A 16,750-nucleotide genomic window follows, 5' to 3' on the forward strand; every position below is an offset into this window, starting at 1 on the left:
TAGCCTTGTGCGGGTTGCCTGATGCGACGCTTGCCGCGTCTTATCAGGCCTGCAAAACGCACTACCCGTAGGTCGGATAAGGCGTTCACGCCGCATCCGACAGTGCATATTAACCTTTAATTCCCAACAGCGCCGAAGCACTCGCCTTACCGCTCAACAACTCATCGGTCTTACCCTGCCAGGCGATACGCCCGTCGGCGACCACCACCGAGCGCGTGGCGATCCGCGCCGCATCTTCCACACTGTGCGACACCATCAAGAGCGTCATTTTTTGCTGTTGGCAGCTCGTGCTCACCAGCGTCAGCATCTCCTGACGTAGCGCCGGATCGAGCGCGGAAAACGGTTCATCGAGCAATAAAATGGGCTGTTCGCGTACCAGACAACGCGCTAACGCCACGCGCTGTCGTTGACCGCCGGAAAGCTCGCCAGGTAACCGCGCCATTAAATTATCAATCCCCATCTGGTGGGCAATCGCGTGCATTTTCTTCTGCTGCGCCGCATTTAGTTTCAACCCCGGATTTAGCCCCAGCCCGATGTTCTGCGCGACCGTCAGGTGGCTGAACAGGTTGTTCTCCTGAAACAGCATCGACACCGGACGGCGTGACGGCGGCGTCGTGGTGTGATCAACGCCGTCGATAGTCAGCAAACCGCTGGCTGGCGTCAGAAAACCGGCGATCAAATTAAGCAGGGTACTTTTACCTGCGCCGCTTGGCCCGAGGATCGCCACCTGCTCGCCGCGTTCCACCGTTAAGCTAAAACGCATCGGCAAATGGTGGTAAAGCCAGGTGATATCAGTCAGTTTTAACATTTCGCCCCGGTATATTTTCAATCACGGTAAACAGCAGAAAACAGAGCAGCAGCAGAATTAACGCGGTGACCGCGCCGTCCTGGCTGCGATAGGAGCCAATTTGCTGGTAGAGATAAAACGGCAGGGTACGGAAATCATCGTTACCAAACAATGCCACCACGCCAAAATCACCAATCGACAGCACACAAGCAAAGGCCAGCGCCTGCGCCAGTGGACGTTTCAGGGCGCGCAGCTCCACCACTTTTAAGCGTGACCAGCCTTCAATGCCCAGCGACTGACACAACATGCTGTAGCGGGCGGTGATATCGCGCATCGGGTTTTCCAGTACTTTCAGCGCATAAGGGATTGCCATTAACGCATTGGTGAAAATCACAATGCCGTCAGCAGATTGTGGCAGGCCGATAGTGTTGTTGAGCAGTAAAAAGAAGCCCGTAGCCAGCACAATCCCCGGCATGGCGAGGATCAACATGCCGCTCATCTCCAGCGCCTGACCCGCCAGCATTTTCTGCCGCGCCCGAAGTTCGCGACTGCTCCATAGCAGCATCATGGTCAGCACTACGCACAATACGCCTGCCGCCAGCGCAATACGCAACGAGGTCCACAGCGCCTGCCACAGCACCGGTTGTGCCAGCACTTCCGGCAACTGGCGATTTACCCCATCGACGATCACCGCCAGTAACGGTGGCAGCAACAGCAGCAGCGCCAGCACAATTAACGCCGTGTCGCAAATGCGACTATGCAGACGATCGTCCGGGTCGCGCCAGCCTTGCAGCAGTGTGGTACCAGGCGCAATGGCCTTACTCAATCGCTGACTCAACAGCACCAGCCCGAGGCAGCACACCATCTGGATCAGCGCCAGCATTGCCGCGCGGGCAGGATCGTAGTCGTAACTCAGTGCCTGATAGATTGCCAGCTCGATAGTGGTCGCCTGCGGACCGCCGCCCAGCGATAGCACGGTGGCGAAGCTGGCGAAACAGAGCATAAAGATTAGTGCGGCAACCGGCGGGATTTGTCGCCGTAACCACGGCCATTCGACGAAACGGAAAAAATGCCAGCCGCGCATCCCAAGTTGGGCGGCAAGCTGACGTTGTTCGCCGGGAATGTTTTCCAGTGCCTGGAGTAATAAACGGCTAGCCATCGGCAGATTAAAAAACACATGGGCCAGCAAAATGCCTTGCAGGCCGTAGGGCGAAAAGGTCCACTCCAGACCAAGTGATTGCCAGAGCGAGGCCAGCCAGCCCTGGCGACCATAGACGCTAAGAATGCCAAAAACAGCAACCAGCACCGGGAGGATCAAGGTCATTGCGCACAGACGCAACAGCATCTGTCGCCCAGGAAAGCGCCTGCGATAGAGGGCGCGGGCGAGGAATATTGCGGGTACGACAGAGAGCAGCGCCGAGAGAAACGCCTGCCAGAAGGAGAAGCGCACCACATGCCACAGGTAGCTGTCCTGCCAGACTGCCACCCAGTCACCCTGCGGCGCGTTCCACCACAGGGCGAGAAACGCCGCCAGTGCAACCGCCACCACCAGCGTGGCGGCGCTTACGCCTGGAATTAACCAGCCGGGAATTAACGGCTGACGGCGCGTTGCCATTCGCTAATCCATGCCTGACGTTGTGCCGCCACTTCGGCGGGTGTGAACTCTAGCGTGGTGGCTGGTTTGGTCAATTGTTCAAATCCTGCAGGCAGAGTGACGTTTGCTACCGGATACATCCAGTTGCCGGTTGGGATCGCATTCTGAAAAGCCGGAGAAACCATAAACTGGAGGAATTTTTGCGCCAGCTCTGGCTGCTTGCTGGCAGCGGTGCGGGCGGCGACTTCCACTTGCAAATAGTGACCTTCGCTGAAGTTCGCGGTGGCGTAGTTATCTTTCTTCTCTTCGAGAATGTGATAAGCCGGAGAGGTGGTGTAACTCAGGACCAGATCGCTTTCACCTTTTAAAAACAGGCCGTAGGCTTCGCTCCAGCCTTTGGTGACCGTGACCGTTTTCTTCGCCAGTTTCTGCCAGGCTTGCGGGGCGTTATCGCCATAGACTTTTTGCATCCATAGCAACAGACCCAGCCCCGGTGTACTGGTACGTGGATCTTCATAAATCACCCGCCAGTTTTGAACGCTCTCAACCAATTCTTTCAGGCTTTGCGGCGGATTTTTCAGTTTGTTCTTGTCATAGACGAAGGCGAAATAGCCGTAATCAAACGGTACGAAAGTGTCATTATTCCAGCCGCCAGGAACGTTAACGGCTTCCGCTGCCACACCGCTTTTAGCAAACAGCCCGGTTTTGCTGGCGGCGTCTAACAGATTGTTATCCAGCCCCAGCACCACATCGGCTTTGCTGTTTTTGCCTTCCATCCGTAGACGGTTGAGCAGCGAAACGCCATCTTCCAGCGCCACCAGTTTCAGTTCGCAATTACAGTCTGCTTCAAAGGCTTTTTTGACTACCGGACCAGGTCCCCAGTCAGCGGCAAAGGAATCGTAGGTATAAACAGTCAGAACAGGTTTAGCGAAAACAGGCGCTGTGCACAGCAACAGCAGGGGAAGACATTTTTTTAACACTTTGCACCTCACAAAAGAGTGGCAAAGGACTTGAGAAGGAGCCTCAAATCCCTTCGCCGGCGTTATCCGGATCAGGTTCGACGGGTATTTTCTCAGCGCACGCGGCTGCGTGGCACCCCGTTGAGAACGGCGTTAGTGTAGTGATTTTGTTATCAACCAGCAATCATGGATCCGGTGGTGCAAACCACGCTGATTTAAAATCGAACCAGCCGAGGGTGTTCATGCGCAGGCCGCGCATACTACGTTGCCCCTGAATGATCAGCCAGTGGTGGATAAGCGGCACCATTGCTTTGCTGGCGACCAGTTGCTGGCACCAGTTCGCCAGGTTCATTTCGCCATTGCGCCAGCGGGCGGCGTCGGCTTGCCAGTCGATCGGAATACAGTGTTGGAGCAGCGGCACCTCGCACAAGTGCGCGAACAGCGAAAAATCCAGCGGCAGCGTAAAGTTGGCGCTGTTAAGCCAGATATCGCTCTCGATCTCTCCTTCATGCCACTGATCGTAGCTGATCTCTTTGATTTTCATCGTGACCTGGTGACTTGCCAGAATCTGCTGCATGATCCCGGCAATCACCCGATGCTCGCTGTGATCCTGATAAAAGGTCAGGGTGAGGCTTTCCAGACCAGCCGGTTTTTCGCTCTTTATGGTGCGGGCATGGTGCCAACGGGGGAGCAGTCCATAAGCCGGGAACCACAGTTGCTGGTATTGTTCCTCGGCGAAATAGACCAGATTCGTCGGAGAAAGCACATAGCTTACCCAGTCTCTGACTTGCTGATTCGCCCCTCGATGGGTGCGGCTGTCGAACAGTAAATAGTAGCAACCTTCCTCCAGGCGGCTTTCAATCTCTTTTTCCTCGCCCTGTGGACCTTTTAGCATCAGCCCTCCGGCTGGCTCGTCGGCAATTTCCGGCAGAACCCAGACGTTAACTTCGTCGATTAATGCCCGGTAACCGAAGAAGTCATCGAATGCCTGAATTTTCAGTTGATTGGTGCTGTTGCGGATCACCGCATACGGACCGGTGCCGATGGGATGGCTGGCAAAGTTACTGAGGGTTTCCCATTCGCGCGGCAGGATCATTGCCGGAACTTGCCCCAGCAGTAACGGCAACCAGCGGTCCGGTTGCGTGAGATGGATATCCAGTGTCCAGGGCGTCGGCGACACAATGTCAGCAATATGCGAATAGAGCGGAAGCGTATTGATTCGTTTTAAAGAGGCGATCACATCGTCCATTTCCAGTTCACGACCATGGTGAAAATGGACTCCTGGACGCAAAAAGAAACGCCAGTGAAGCGGTGATATTTGCTGCCAGTGGTGGGCGATGTCTGCTTCCAGTTCCCCATTTTCCTCATTTATGCGCGTTAGCGAACTGAAGATTTGCCGGGCGATATGGGTTTCAGAACGGCGCAATGCGCTGCCAGGTAGCAGATTACGCAACGGACGATAGTAGAGCACGCGCAGGATGTGCCGCCCCTGGCGGAAGCTGCGGCCCAGATGAGAAACCAGCATTTGCCGCACAGTCGCTTTGTCGCCAACCAACTGCACTAGTTGGTCGATACGATCCTGCTCCAGCAGGTCTTCCGCCCGCTGTTGCTGAAGCGCCAGCCCGGTATAGAGGAATGTCAGACGCGAGCGTTTACCGCGCCCGACTTCCGCTTCCCACGTCAGCCAGCCGCGATCCTGCATGGTGCTGAGCAGGGTGCGCATATGACGACGCGAGCAACTCAGTAACGCTGCCAGTTCGTTGAGCGTGGTCTCCTGAGATTTACCCTCGCAGCATTGCCACAGGCGGATGAACTGTTGTTGCAGACGAGCAGATGGCATAAAAGGGGAACTCCTGCGCAAAAGACAGCAATTTTATTTTCCCTATATTAAGTCAATAATTCCTAACGATGAAGCAAGGAGGTGCCCCATGCGTCAGTTTTATCAGCACTATTTTACCGCGACAGCGAAGTTGTGCTGGTTGCGTTGGTTAAGCGTCCCACAACGATTAACCATGCTTGAAGAACTGATGCAATGGGAGGGGAGTCATTCTGACTACTGATTTGCGGACATCATGTGTGACTGAGTATTGGTGTTAATCGCCACGCCAGCAGTGATTATCTGCTGGCTTTTTTCTTTTTGGCGATTGAGTGCCGGACGGTGTACAAACTAACGCATAAACGCCGGTTGCTTCTCTTCATAAGACGCAATTGCGTCGTCGTGCTGCAGAGTCAGGCCGATGCTGTCCAGACCGTTCATCATGCAGTGGCGGCGGAAGGCATCGATGGTAAAGCGATAAGTTTTCTCTCCCGCTTTCACCTCTTGCGCTTCCAGGTCTACATCAAAATGAATCCCCGGATTGGCTTTCACCAGCGCAAACAGCTCATCCACTTCTGCATCGCTTAATTTCACCGGCAGCAGCTGGTTGTTAAAGCTATTGCCGTAGAAGATGTCAGCAAAACTCGGCGCAATCACCACCTTAAAACCGTAATCGGTCAATGCCCACGGCGCGTGCTCACGCGAGGAACCGCAGCCGAAGTTTTCTCGTGCCAGCAAAATGGAAGCGCCCTGATACTGCGGGAAGTTCAGCACGAAGTCCGGGTTTGGCTGTTGGCCTTTTTCATCCAGAAAACGCCAGTCGTTAAACAGATGCGCGCCAAAACCCGTACGGGTCACTTTCTGCAAAAACTGTTTCGGGATGATTGCATCGGTATCGACATTGGCGGCATCCAACGGAACCACCAGGCCTGTGTGTTTGATAAATTTCTCTGCCATGGTGTGCTCCTTATTTAATGTTGCGAATGTCGGCAAAATGACCGGTCACAGCCGCGGCGGCAGCCATTGCCGGGCTGACCAGATGCGTGCGCCCGCCGCGTCCCTGGCGGCCTTCAAAGTTACGGTTGCTGGTGGAGGCGCAACGTTCGCCCGGATTCAGGCGGTCGTTGTTCATCGCCAGACACATTGAACAACCTGGCAAGCGCCATTCAAAACCAGCTTCGATAAAAATTTTGTCCAGACCTTCCGCTTCCGCCTGGGCTTTAACCGGACCGGAACCGGGAACCACCAGCGCTTGTACGCCTGGCGCGACTTTCCGGCCTTTGGCGATTTCCGCTGCTGCACGTAAATCTTCAATACGCGAGTTAGTACAGGAACCAATAAACACTTTGTCGATAGCCACTTCTGTCAGCGGAATACCCGGTTTCAGCCCCATATAGGCCAGCGCTTTTTCTGCCGACGCGCGTTCAACCGGATCGGCAAACGAAGCCGGATCGGGAATATTGTCGTTCACAGAAATCACCTGGCCCGGATTGGTGCCCCAGGTGACCTGCGGCGAAATCTCTTCTGCTTGCAGAGTGACAACGGTATCGAAAGTTGCTCCTTCGTCGGTTTGCAGGGTTTTCCAGTAGGCAACGGCGTCGTCGAAATCTTTGCCTTTCGGCGCATGCAGACGGCCTTTAACATAGTTAAAGGTGGTTTCGTCCGGTGCAACCAGACCGGCTTTTGCGCCCATTTCGATTGCCATATTGCACAGGGTCATACGACCTTCCATGCTTAAATCACGGATTGCTTCGCCGCAAAATTCCACCACATGCCCGGTACCGCCTGCGCTGCCGGTTTTACCAATAATTGCCAGCACGATATCTTTTGCGGTAATGCCCGGCGCGGCTTTGCCCTGGACTTCAATTTTCATGGTCTTCGCCCGGCCCTGTTTCAGGGTTTGCGTTGCCAGTACGTGTTCAACTTCGGAAGTGCCGATACCAAAGGCCAGTGCGCCAAACGCGCCGTGGGTGGCGGTATGTGAGTCGCCGCAGACAATGGTCATCCCCGGCAAGGTCACGCCCTGTTCCGGCCCCATTACGTGGACGATCCCCTGATACGGGTGATTCAGGTCATACAGCTCGACGCCAAATTCTTTGCAGTTTTTGATCAGCTCCTGCATCTGGATGCGCGCCATTTCACCGCAGGCATTAATGTCTTTCGTCTGGGTAGAGACGTTGTGATCCATGGTGGCGAAGGTTTTGCCCGGCTGACGTACCGAGCGACCGTGGGCGCGCAGACCATCGAACGCCTGCGGTGAGGTCACTTCATGCACCAGGTGGCGGTCGATATATAACAGCGGGGTTTCGTTTTCGGCTTCGTACACTACGTGAGCGTCGAATAATTTTTCGTATAACGTCTTAGCCATGATTACACCCCTTCTGCCACATAGCGGGCAATGATATCGCCCATTTCATCGGTACTAACGGCGGCAGCGCCACGGGCTAAATCCCCGGTGCGAATGCCTTCTTCTAATGCGCGGTTAATGGCGCGTTCAATGGCGGAAGCCGCATCATCGGCATCCAGGCTGTAACGCAGCAGCAGCGCCAGCGACAGAATTTGTGCAATCGGGTTGGCGATATTTTTACCTGCGATATCGGGTGCCGAGCCGCCCGCCGGTTCATACAGACCAAAACCTTGCTCGTTCAGGCTGGCGGAAGGCAACATCCCCATTGAGCCAGTGATCATTGCGCACTCATCAGACAGAATGTCGCCAAACAGGTTGGAGCACAGCAAGACGTCAAACTGTGATGGATCTTTAATCAGCTGCATGGTTGCGTTGTCGATGTACATATGCGCCAGTTCGACGTCCGGGTATTCCGTGGCGATCTCGTTAACGATCTCCCGCCATAAAATAGAGGATTGCAGCACGTTGGCTTTGTCGATTGAGGTGACTTTGTGGCGACGCTTGCGGGCAGATTCAAATGCGATGCGGGCAATACGCTCGATCTCAAAACGGTGGTACACCTCGGTATCAAACGCTTTTTCATATTGTCCGCTACCTTCGCGGCCTTTTGGCTGACCGAAATAGATGCCGCCGGTCAGTTCGCGCACACACAGGATGTCAAAGCCGTTTGCGGCAATGTCAGCACGCAGCGGACAGAATGCTTCCAGCCCCTGATACAGTTTTGCCGGACGCAGATTGCTGAATAATTTGAAGTGCTTACGCAAAGGCAGCAGTGCGCCGCGTTCTGGTTGCTGGTCTGGCGGCAAATGTTCCCACTTCGGACCACCTACCGAGCCAAACAACACGGCATCGGCTTGCTCGCAACCTTCAACTGTCGCAGGCGGCAGTGGCTGCCCGTGGTTATCAATGGCGGCGCCGCCTACATCGTAATGGCTGGTGGTGATACGCATCGCAAATCGGTTGCGCACGGCATCCAGCACTTTCAGCGCCTGGGTCATCACTTCCGGACCAATACCGTCCCCCGGCAATACGGCAATATGGTAATTCTTCGACATCACACGGTTTCCTTGTTGTTTTCGTTGTGTTGAGCTTTGCGTTGCAACTCTTTTTCGACTTCTGCGGCACGCCAGATATTGTTCAGTACGTGCACCATGGCTTTGGCGGAGGACTCGACAATATCGGTGGCCAGGCCGACGCCGTGGAAGCGGCGACCGTTGTAGTTGGCGACAATATCCACCTGACCCAGCGCATCTTTACCGTGGCCTTTGGCGGTCAGGCTGTATTTCACCAGTTCGACGTTATAGTCAGTGATGCGGTTTATCGCCTGGTAGACGGCATCGACCGGACCGTTACCGTTGGCGGCTTCTGCTTTGACTTCTTCGCCACAGGCCAGTTTGACGGCGGCAGTGGCAATATCGTTAGAACCTGACTGCACGCTGAAGTAATCCAGACGGAAATGCTCCGGCTCTTCTTGCTGCTTACCGATGAAGGCCAGCGCCTCCAGATCGTAATCAAACACCTGGCCTTTTTTGTCCGCCAGCTTCAGGAAAGCGTCGTACAGGTTGTCTAAATTATATTCACTTTCTTTATATCCCATCTCATCCATGCGATGTTTCACCGCCGCACGCCCCGAACGAGAGGTCAGATTCAGCTGGATTTGGTTCAGACCAATAGATTCTGGTGTCATGATTTCGTAGTTTTCGCGGTTTTTCAGTACACCATCCTGGTGGATACCGGAGGAGTGTGCGAATGCGCCGCTGCCAACAATGGCTTTGTTTGCCGGGATCGGCATATTACAAATCTGGCTAACTAACTGGCTGGTGCGCCATATCTCCTGGTGATTGATGGCGGTGTGGACGTTGAGAATATCCTTACGAACTTTGATCGCCATGATGACTTCTTCAAGGGAACAGTTACCGGCACGCTCGCCGATCCCGTTCATTGCGCCTTCTACCTGCCGTGCTCCGGCATGTACCGCCGCCAGTGAGTTGCCGACCGCCAGGCCCAAATCGTCGTGGGTATGTACGGAAATAATGGCTTTGTCGATGTTGGGTACGCGTTCATACAGGCCGCTGATGATTCCGGCGAACTCAAATGGCATGGTGTAGCCCACGGTGTCCGGAATGTTGATGGTGGTGGCACCGGCATTAATCGCCGCTTCGACCACTCGCGCCAGATCGGCAATTGGGGTGCGTCCGGCATCTTCGCAAGAAAATTCAACATCATCGGTGTAATTACGGGCGCGTTTCACCATATAGATAGCGCGTTCGATCACTTCGTCCAGCGTGCTGCGCAGCTTGGTGGCGATGTGCATTGGCGAAGTGGCAATAAAAGTATGGATACGGAAGGCTTCGGCGACTTTCAGGGATTCGGCTGCCACGTCAATATCTTTTTCCACGCAGCGAGCTAACGCGCATACACGGCTGTTTTTAACCTGGCGAGCGATGGTCTGCACTGATTCAAAATCACCCGGCGAAGAGACGGGGAAACCGACTTCCATCACGTCAACACCCATACGCTCAAGGGCCAGCGCAATTTGCAGTTTTTCTTTCACACTCAAGCTTGCCTGTAACGCCTGTTCACCGTCGCGCAATGTGGTATCGAAAATAATGACTTGCTGGCTCATGGTTTGGGTCCTTGTCTCTTTTTGAGCGCCTCGCTTCGGGCATAAAAAAACCCGCGCAATGGCGCGGGTTTTTGTTTGACTGCGTGCTGGCTTAATGCTGGATGCCGCTCACTCGTCTACCGCGCAAAGAAGATGCGTTTAGTAGTAGTAGACCGATAAAGCGAACGATGTGAGTCATTAAATCAGCTCCAGATGAATGCGATATGCTTTTAGAGTTACTGGATACAAAAACGGATGTCAACCCTGAAGCAATAAAAACGTCACGCCATTGTGAGTTCGGCATCCGTAAAATTAGCTAATTGTGCTGCGGTGGTTAAAACAAGCGATATTAATTTCTGCTTAACCGCCGATGCTTTTCATCGGTTGACATATTTCAGAATAATTTTTTGCATCTAATCAACGAGGGAAAGGGGGATAAAATGCACGCGTTACAAAACCTATCCTGATGATTTGTATTGAATTATATGTTTTGCGAATTTTTTGATATTCATTTGCTGAATATTATTGATCAATTAATGTTAAGAATTAATGCATTAAACATATAAATTAATTATTAAAAAGCACATTTAATCCATTTTGTGGATGATTGAGTATTCGTGGTAGTTATGATTAGATTGTTTTCGCAACAAAAACATTATGGATTATTATGCTGTAGTAAATGACTCTTTGCTCGGCAGTGGATTCTGTTTTTATCAGAACCCGTATCTTTATGTTTTCCTAATTTTACTCATTTTGCTTTTTCTTATTTTATATGCATGATAAATCATATTCTCGAGGATTATTTCTCTGCATTCCAATAAGGGAAAGGGAGTTAAGTGTGACAGTGGAGTTAAGTATGCCAGAGGTACAAACAGATCATCCAGAGACGGCGGAGTTAAGCAAGCCACAGCTACGCATGGTCGATCTCAACTTATTAACCGTTTTCGATGCCGTGATGCAGGAGCAAAACATCACCCGTGCCGCTCATGCTCTGGGAATGTCGCAACCTGCGGTCAGTAACGCTGTTGCACGCCTGAAGGTGATGTTTAATGACGAGCTTTTTGTTCGTTATGGCCGTGGTATTCAACCGACTGCTCGCGCATTTCAACTTTTTGGCTCAGTTCGTCAGGCATTGCAACTAGTACAAAATGAATTGCCTGGTTCAGGTTTTGAACCCGCGAGCAGTGAACGTGTATTTCATCTTTGTGTTTGCAGCCCGTTAGACAGCATTCTGACCTCGCAGATTTATAATCACATTGAGCAGATTGCGCCAAATATACATGTTATGTTCAAGTCTTCATTAAATCAGAACACTGAACATCAGCTGCGTTATCAGGAAACGGAGTTTGTGATTAGTTATGAAGACTTCCATCGCCCTGAATTTACCAGTGTGCCATTATTTAAAGATGAAATGGTGTTGGTAGCCAGCAAAAATCATCCAACAATTAAAGGCCCGTTACTGAAGCATGATGTTTATAACGAACAACATGCTGCGGTTTCGCTCGATCGTTTCGCATCATTTAGTCAAACCTGGTATGACACGGTAGATAAGCAAGCCAGTATCGCGTATCAGGGCATGGCAATGATGAGCGTACTTAGCGTGGTGTCGCAAACGCATCTGGTCGCTATTGCGCCGCGTTGGTTGGCTGAAGAGTTCGCTGAATCCTTAGAGTTACAGGTATTACCGCTGCCGTTAAAACAAAACAGCAGAACCTGTTATCTCTCCTGGCATGAAGCTGCCGGGCGTGATAAAGGCCATCAGTGGATGGAAGAGCAATTAGTCTCAATTTGCAAACGCTAACTGAATGCAGAATAGGTCAGACATCAATGTCTGGTTTATTCTGCATTTTTTATTGAATGTAGAATTTTATTCTGAATGTTTGTGCTCTCTATTTTAGGATTAATTAAAAAAATAGAGAAATTGCTGTAAGTTGTAGGATTCAGCCGATTTATTATCAATTTCATCCTCTGTAATGGAGGATTTTATCGTTTCTTTTCACCTTTCCTCCTGTTTATTCTTATTACCCCGTGTTTATGTCTCTGTCTGCCAATTGCTTAAGCAAGATCGGACGGTTAATGTGTTTTACACATTTTTTCCGTCAAACAGTGAGGCAGGCCATGGAGATGTTGTCTGGAGCCGAGATGGTCGTCCGATCGCTTATCGATCAGGGCGTTAAACAAGTATTCGGTTATCCTGGAGGCGCGGTCCTTGATATTTACGATGCATTGCATACCGTGGGTGGTATCGATCATGTTTTAGTTCGCCATGAGCAGGCGGCGGTGCATATGGCCGATGGTCTGGCGCGCGCGACCGGGGAAGTCGGCGTCGTGCTGGTAACGTCGGGTCCAGGGGCGACCAATGCAATTACTGGCATTGCCACCGCTTATATGGATTCCATTCCATTAGTTGTCCTTTCCGGGCAGGTAGCGACTTCGTTGATAGGTTATGATGCCTTTCAGGAGTGCGACATGGTGGGGATTTCTCGCCCGGTGGTTAAACACAGTTTTCTGGTTAAGCAAACGGAAGACATTCCGCAGGTGCTGAAAAAGGCTTTCTGGCTAGCGGCAAGTGGTCGTCCTGGACCCGTGGTCGTTGATTTACCGAAAGATATTCTAAATCCGGCGAACAAATTACCCTATGTCTGGCCGGAGTCGGTCAGTATGCGTTCTTACAATCCCACGACCTCCGGGCATAAAGGGCAAATTAAGCGCGCTCTGCAAACGCTGGTGGCGGCAAAAAAACCGGTTGTCTACGTAGGCGGTGGGGCAATCACGGCGGGCTGCCATCTGCAGTTGAAAGAAGCGGTGGAGGCGTTGAATCTGCCCGTTGTTTCCTCTTTGATGGGGCTGGGGGCGTTTCCGGCAACGCATCGCCAGGCACTGGGCATGTTGGGAATGCACGGTACCTACGAAGCCAATATGACGATGCATAACGCGGATGTGATTTTCGCCGTCGGGGTACGTTTTGATGACCGAACGACGAACAATCTGGCAAAGTACTGCCCAAATGCCACTGTTTTGCATATCGATATTGATCCTACTTCCATTTCTAAAACCGTGACTGCTGATATCCCGATTGTGGGGGATGCTCGCCAGGTCCTCGAACAAATGCTTGAACTCCTGTCGCAAGAATCCGTCCATCAACCGCTGGATGAGATCCGCGACTGGTGGCAGCAGATTGAACAGTGGCGCGCTCGTCAGTGCCTGAAATATGACTCTTACAGTGAAAAGATTAAACCGCAGGCGGTGATCGAGACTCTTTGGCGGTTGACGAAGGGAGACGCTTACGTGACGTCCGATGTCGGGCAGCACCAGATGTTTGCTGCGCTTTATTATCCATTCGACAAACCGCGTCGCTGGATCAACTCTGGCGGCCTCGGCACGATGGGTTTTGGTTTACCTGCGGCACTGGGCGTCAAAATGGCGTTGCCAGAAGAAACCGTGGTTTGCGTCACTGGTGACGGCAGTATTCAGATGAACATCCAGGAACTGTCTACCGCGTTGCAATATGAGTTGCCCGTACTGGTGGTGAATCTCAATAACCGCTATCTGGGGATGGTGAAGCAGTGGCAGGACATGATCTATTCCGGCCGTCATTCACAATCTTATATGCAGTCCTTACCAGACTTCGTCCGTCTGGCGGAAGCCTATGGTCACGTCGGGATCCAGATCTCTCATCCGCAAGAACTGGAAAGCAAACTTAGCGAGGCGCTGGAACAGGTGCGCAATAATCGCTTGGTGTTTGTTGATGTTACCGTCGATGGCAGTGAGCACGTCTACCCGATGCAGATTCGCGGGGGCGGAATGGATGAAATGTGGTTAAGCAAAACGGAGAGAACCTGATTATGCGCCGGATATTATCAGTCTTACTCGAAAATGAATCAGGCGCGTTATCCCGCGTGATTGGCCTTTTTTCCCAGCGTGGCTACAACATTGAAAGCCTGACCGTTGCGCCAACCGACGATCCGACATTATCGCGTATGACCATCCAGACCGTGGGCGATGAAAAAGTGCTTGAGCAAATCGAAAAGCAATTACACAAGCTGGTCGATGTCTTGCGCGTGAGCGAGTTGGGGCAGGGCGCGCACGTTGAGCGGGAAATCATGCTGGTGAAAATTCAGGCCAGCGGTTACGGGCGTGACGAAGTGAAACGTAATACGGAAATATTCCGTGGGCAAATTATCGATGTCACACCCTCGCTTTATACCGTTCAATTAGCAGGCACCAGCGATAAGCTTGATGCATTTTTAGCATCGATTCGCGATGTGGCGAAAATTGTGGAAGTTGCTCGCTCTGGTGTGGTCGGACTTTCACGCGGCGATAAAATAATGCGTTGAGAATGATCTCAATGCGCAATTTGCAGCCCAACATGTCACGTTGGGCTTTTTTTGCGAAATCAGTGGGAACCTGGAATAAAAGCAGTTGCCGCAGTTAATTTTCTGCGCTTAGATGTTAATGAATTTAACCCATACCAGTACAATGGCTATGGTTTTTACATTTTACGCAAGGGGCAATTGTGAAACTGGATGAAATCGCTCGGCTGGCGGGAGTGTCGCGGACCACTGCAAGCTATGTTATTAACGGCAAAGCGAAGCAATACCGTGTGAGCGACAAAACCGTTGAAAAAGTCATGGCTGTGGTGCGTGAGCACAATTACCACCCGAACGCCGTGGCAGCTGGGCTTCGTGCTGGACGCACACGTTCTATTGGTCTTGTGATCCCCGATCTGGAGAACACCAGCTATACCCGCATCGCTAACTATCTTGAACGCCAGGCGCGGCAACGGGGTTATCAACTGCTGATTGCCTGCTCGGAAGATCAGCCCGACAACGAAATGCGCTGCATTGAGCACCTTTTACAGCGTCAGGTTGATGCCATTATTGTTTCGACGTCGTTGCCACCTGAGCATCCTTTTTATCAACGCTGGGCTAACGACCCGTTCCCGATTGTCGCGCTGGACCGCGCCCTCGATCGTGAACACTTCACCAGCGTGGTTGGTGCCGATCAGGATGATGCCGAAATGCTGGCGGAAGAGTTACGTAAGTTTCCCGCCGAGACGGTACTTTATCTTGGCGCGCTGCCGGAGCTTTCTGTCAGCTTCCTGCGTGAACAAGGTTTCCGTACTGCCTGGAAAGATGATCCTCGCGAAGTGCATTTCCTTTATGCCAACAGCTATGAGCGGGAGGCAGCTGCCCAGTTATTCGAAAAATGGCTGGAAACGCATCCGATGCCGCAGGCACTGTTCACAACGTCGTTTGCGTTGTTGCAAGGGGTGATGGATGTCACGCTACGTCGTGACGGCAAACTGCCTTCTGACCTGGCAATTGCCACCTTTGGCGATAACGAACTGCTCGACTTCTTACAGTGCCCGGTGCTGGCAGTGGCTCAACGTCACCGCGATGTCGCAGAGCGTGTGCTGGAGATTGTCCTGGCAAGCCTGGACGAACCGCGTAAGCCAAAACCTGGTTTAACGCGCATTAAACGTAATCTCTATCGCCGCGGCGTGCTCAGCCGTAGCTAAGCCGCGAACAAAAGTACGCGCCAGGTGAATTTCTCTCTGGCGCGTTGAGTACGGGAATGGACATCAATATCCTTAAAGTAAATAAGACTATTCCTGGCTATTATTGATAAATGCTTTTAAACCCGCCCGTTAATTAACTCACCTGCTGAAATTCACAATAATTAAATGATATTGACAGCGCGTTTTTGCATTATTTTGTTACATGCAGAGATGAATTGCCGATTTAACAAACACTTTTCTTTGTTTTTGCGCAAACCTGCTGGCATCAAGCGCCACACAGACGCAACAGGGACTGTTAACCAGAGAAGATATGTCCTAAAATGCCGCTCGCGTCGCAAACTGACACTTTATATTTGCTGTGGAAAATAGTGAGTCATTTTAAAACGGTGATGACGATGAGGGATTTTTTCTTACAGCTATTCATAACGTTAATTTGCTTCGCACGTTGGACGTAAAATAAACAACGCTGATATTAGCCGTAAACATCGGGTTTTTTACCTCGGTATGCCTTGTGACTGGCTTGACAAGCTTTTCCTCCGCTCCGTAAACTCCTTTCAGTGGGAAATTGTGGGGCAAAGTGGGAATAAGGGGTGAGGCTGGCATGTTCCGGGGAGCAACGTTAGTCAATCTCGACAGCAAAGGGCGCTTATCAGTGCCTACCCGTTATCGGGAACAGCTGCTTGAGAACGCTGCCGGTCAAATGGTTTGCACCATTGACATTCATCACCCGTGCCTGCTGCTTTACCCCCTGCCTGAATGGGAAATTATCGAGCAAAAATTATCGCGTCTGTCGAGCATGAACCCGGTTGAGCGCCGTGTGCAGCGCCTACTGTTAGGTCATGCCAGCGAATGTCAGATGGATGGCGCAGGTCGATTGTTAATCGCGCCAGTACTGCGGCAACATGCCGGGCTGACAAAAGAAGTGATGCTGGTTGGACAGTTCAACAAGTTTGAGCTGTGGGATGAAACAACCTGGCATCAACAGGTCAAGGAAGATATCGACGCAGAGCAGTTGGCTACCGGAGACTTATCGGAGCGACTGCAGGACTTGTCTCTATAAA

At 51.9% G+C, this 16,750-nt stretch carries 16 protein-coding genes, 1 pseudogene and 1 riboswitch; of the genes and pseudogenes, 7 read left to right on the top strand and 10 right to left on the bottom strand.

What is annotated here, in order from left to right; genetic code table 11:
- Positions 1-109: 109 nt before the first annotated feature.
- The 4 genes from thiQ to sgrR all read right to left on the bottom strand — a co-directional run bounded on the left by thiQ (position 110) and on the right by sgrR (position 5,180).
- Positions 110-808, bottom strand: a complete 699-nt coding sequence (gene thiQ, locus C4F37_RS08545; RefSeq protein ID WP_001540674.1) for a thiamine ABC transporter ATP-binding protein ThiQ — start codon at positions 806-808, stop codon at positions 110-112.
- Entirely contained in the window at positions 792-2,402 is a 1,611-nt protein-coding gene (gene thiP / locus C4F37_RS08550) for a thiamine/thiamine pyrophosphate ABC transporter permease ThiP (protein WP_001540677.1), read from the bottom strand. Before thiP ends, thiQ begins: the two co-directional genes overlap by 17 nt.
- A complete protein-coding gene (gene thiB, locus C4F37_RS08555) occupies positions 2,378-3,361 on the bottom strand; it encodes a thiamine ABC transporter substrate binding subunit (RefSeq protein WP_001540679.1) in 984 nt (327 codons plus the stop codon). Before thiB ends, thiP begins: the two co-directional genes overlap by 25 nt.
- A gap of 30 nt (positions 3,362-3,391) precedes the next feature.
- Positions 3,392-3,491, bottom strand: a riboswitch (TPP riboswitch).
- Between the two features lie 33 nt (positions 3,492-3,524).
- Positions 3,525-5,180, bottom strand: coding sequence for a DNA-binding transcriptional regulator SgrR (gene sgrR, locus C4F37_RS08560; protein ID WP_001540680.1), 1,656 nt, complete (start codon positions 5,178-5,180; stop codon positions 3,525-3,527).
- An 88-nt stretch (positions 5,181-5,268) separates the two neighbouring features.
- Here sgrR and sgrT point away from each other — a divergent pair, with 88 nt between their 5' ends.
- Positions 5,269-5,400 carry a glucose uptake inhibitor SgrT gene (sgrT, locus tag C4F37_RS08565; RefSeq protein ID WP_001248768.1) on the top strand — a complete coding sequence of 44 codons (132 nt, stop codon included), beginning with the start codon at positions 5,269-5,271 and terminating at the stop codon, positions 5,398-5,400.
- Positions 5,401-5,507: 107 nt separating this feature from the next.
- Here the strand turns inward: sgrT and leuD are convergent, their stop codons facing one another.
- From leuD to leuL, 5 genes are all read right to left on the bottom strand, one after another.
- The gene (leuD, locus tag C4F37_RS08570) at positions 5,508-6,113 is read right to left on the bottom strand and encodes a 3-isopropylmalate dehydratase small subunit (protein ID WP_000818231.1); all 606 of its coding nucleotides are present in this window, start codon (positions 6,111-6,113) and stop codon (positions 5,508-5,510) included.
- Positions 6,114-6,123: 10 nt separating this feature from the next.
- Entirely contained in the window at positions 6,124-7,524 is a 1,401-nt protein-coding gene (gene leuC / locus C4F37_RS08575; protein WP_001540682.1) for a 3-isopropylmalate dehydratase large subunit, read from the bottom strand.
- 2 nt (positions 7,525-7,526) lie between these two features.
- Positions 7,527-8,618 (bottom strand): 3-isopropylmalate dehydrogenase, encoded by a 1,092-nt coding sequence (leuB, locus tag C4F37_RS08580; RefSeq protein WP_000042356.1) that lies wholly within the window; start codon positions 8,616-8,618, stop codon positions 7,527-7,529.
- Positions 8,618-10,189 carry a 2-isopropylmalate synthase gene (leuA, locus tag C4F37_RS08585; RefSeq protein WP_000082846.1) on the bottom strand — a complete coding sequence of 524 codons (1,572 nt, stop codon included), beginning with the start codon at positions 10,187-10,189 and terminating at the stop codon, positions 8,618-8,620. The genes leuB and leuA overlap by 1 nt, the downstream gene beginning before the upstream one ends.
- 91 nt (positions 10,190-10,280) lie before the next feature.
- Entirely contained in the window at positions 10,281-10,367 is an 87-nt protein-coding gene (gene leuL, locus C4F37_RS08590; protein ID WP_001300467.1) for a leu operon leader peptide, read from the bottom strand.
- Between the two features lie 657 nt (positions 10,368-11,024).
- On the opposite strand from leuL, the gene leuO reads away from it, so the two are divergent.
- Positions 11,025-11,969 (top strand): transcriptional regulator LeuO, encoded by a 945-nt coding sequence (gene leuO / locus C4F37_RS08595; RefSeq protein ID WP_001295767.1) that lies wholly within the window; start codon positions 11,025-11,027, stop codon positions 11,967-11,969.
- Between the two features lie 160 nt (positions 11,970-12,129).
- Here leuO and C4F37_RS27520 read toward each other — a convergent pair.
- A pseudogene (locus C4F37_RS27520) lies at positions 12,130-12,168 on the bottom strand (hypothetical protein).
- A gap of 118 nt (positions 12,169-12,286) precedes the next feature.
- Between C4F37_RS27520 and ilvI the strand changes: the two are divergent.
- The 5 genes from ilvI to mraZ all read left to right on the top strand — a co-directional run bounded on the left by ilvI (position 12,287) and on the right by mraZ (position 16,749).
- Entirely contained in the window at positions 12,287-14,011 is a 1,725-nt protein-coding gene (gene ilvI / locus C4F37_RS08600; RefSeq protein WP_001774153.1) for an acetolactate synthase 3 large subunit, read from the top strand.
- 2 nt (positions 14,012-14,013) lie between these two features.
- On the top strand, positions 14,014-14,505 hold the full coding sequence (gene ilvN / locus C4F37_RS08605; RefSeq protein ID WP_001252744.1) for an acetolactate synthase small subunit: 492 nt from the start codon (positions 14,014-14,016) through the stop codon (positions 14,503-14,505).
- Positions 14,506-14,516: 11 nt separating this feature from the next.
- Complete coding sequence (locus C4F37_RS08610; RefSeq protein WP_001303787.1) at positions 14,517-14,603, top strand: fruR/shl operon leader peptide; 87 nt, start codon at positions 14,517-14,519, stop codon at positions 14,601-14,603.
- Between the two features lie 81 nt (positions 14,604-14,684).
- On the top strand, positions 14,685-15,689 hold the full coding sequence (cra, locus tag C4F37_RS08615) for a catabolite repressor/activator (RefSeq protein ID WP_000762401.1): 1,005 nt from the start codon (positions 14,685-14,687) through the stop codon (positions 15,687-15,689).
- A 601-nt stretch (positions 15,690-16,290) separates the two neighbouring features.
- A complete protein-coding gene (gene mraZ, locus C4F37_RS08625) occupies positions 16,291-16,749 on the top strand; it encodes a division/cell wall cluster transcriptional repressor MraZ (protein ID WP_001295770.1) in 459 nt (152 codons plus the stop codon).
- The last annotated feature ends 1 nt before the right edge of the window (position 16,750 follow it).

It is taken from the genome of Escherichia sp. R1, from assembly GCF_003000935.1.
Classification (GTDB): domain Bacteria; phylum Pseudomonadota; class Gammaproteobacteria; order Enterobacterales; family Enterobacteriaceae; genus Escherichia; species Escherichia coli.

Coding starts and splice junctions, on each gene's coding strand:
- thiQ (WP_001540674.1), bottom strand. CDS start 808: ATGTTAAAACTGACTGATATCACCTGGCTTTACCACCATTTGCCGATG.
- thiP (WP_001540677.1), bottom strand. CDS start 2,402: ATGGCAACGCGCCGTCAGCCGTTAATTCCCGGCTGGTTAATTCCAGGC.
- sgrR (WP_001540680.1), bottom strand. CDS start 5,180: ATGCCATCTGCTCGTCTGCAACAACAGTTCATCCGCCTGTGGCAATGC.
- sgrT (WP_001248768.1), top strand. CDS start 5,269: ATGCGTCAGTTTTATCAGCACTATTTTACCGCGACAGCGAAGTTGTGC.
- leuD (WP_000818231.1), bottom strand. CDS start 6,113: ATGGCAGAGAAATTTATCAAACACACAGGCCTGGTGGTTCCGTTGGAT.
- leuC (WP_001540682.1), bottom strand. CDS start 7,524: ATGGCTAAGACGTTATACGAAAAATTATTCGACGCTCACGTAGTGTAC.
- leuB (WP_000042356.1), bottom strand. CDS start 8,618: ATGTCGAAGAATTACCATATTGCCGTATTGCCGGGGGACGGTATTGGT.
- leuA (WP_000082846.1), bottom strand. CDS start 10,189: ATGAGCCAGCAAGTCATTATTTTCGATACCACATTGCGCGACGGTGAA.
- leuL (WP_001300467.1), bottom strand. CDS start 10,367: ATGACTCACATCGTTCGCTTTATCGGTCTACTACTACTAAACGCATCT.
- leuO (WP_001295767.1), top strand. CDS start 11,025: ATGCCAGAGGTACAAACAGATCATCCAGAGACGGCGGAGTTAAGCAAG.
- ilvI (WP_001774153.1), top strand. CDS start 12,287: ATGGAGATGTTGTCTGGAGCCGAGATGGTCGTCCGATCGCTTATCGAT.
- ilvN (WP_001252744.1), top strand. CDS start 14,014: ATGCGCCGGATATTATCAGTCTTACTCGAAAATGAATCAGGCGCGTTA.
- C4F37_RS08610 (WP_001303787.1), top strand. CDS start 14,517: ATGCGCAATTTGCAGCCCAACATGTCACGTTGGGCTTTTTTTGCGAAA.
- mraZ (WP_001295770.1), top strand. CDS start 16,291: ATGTTCCGGGGAGCAACGTTAGTCAATCTCGACAGCAAAGGGCGCTTA.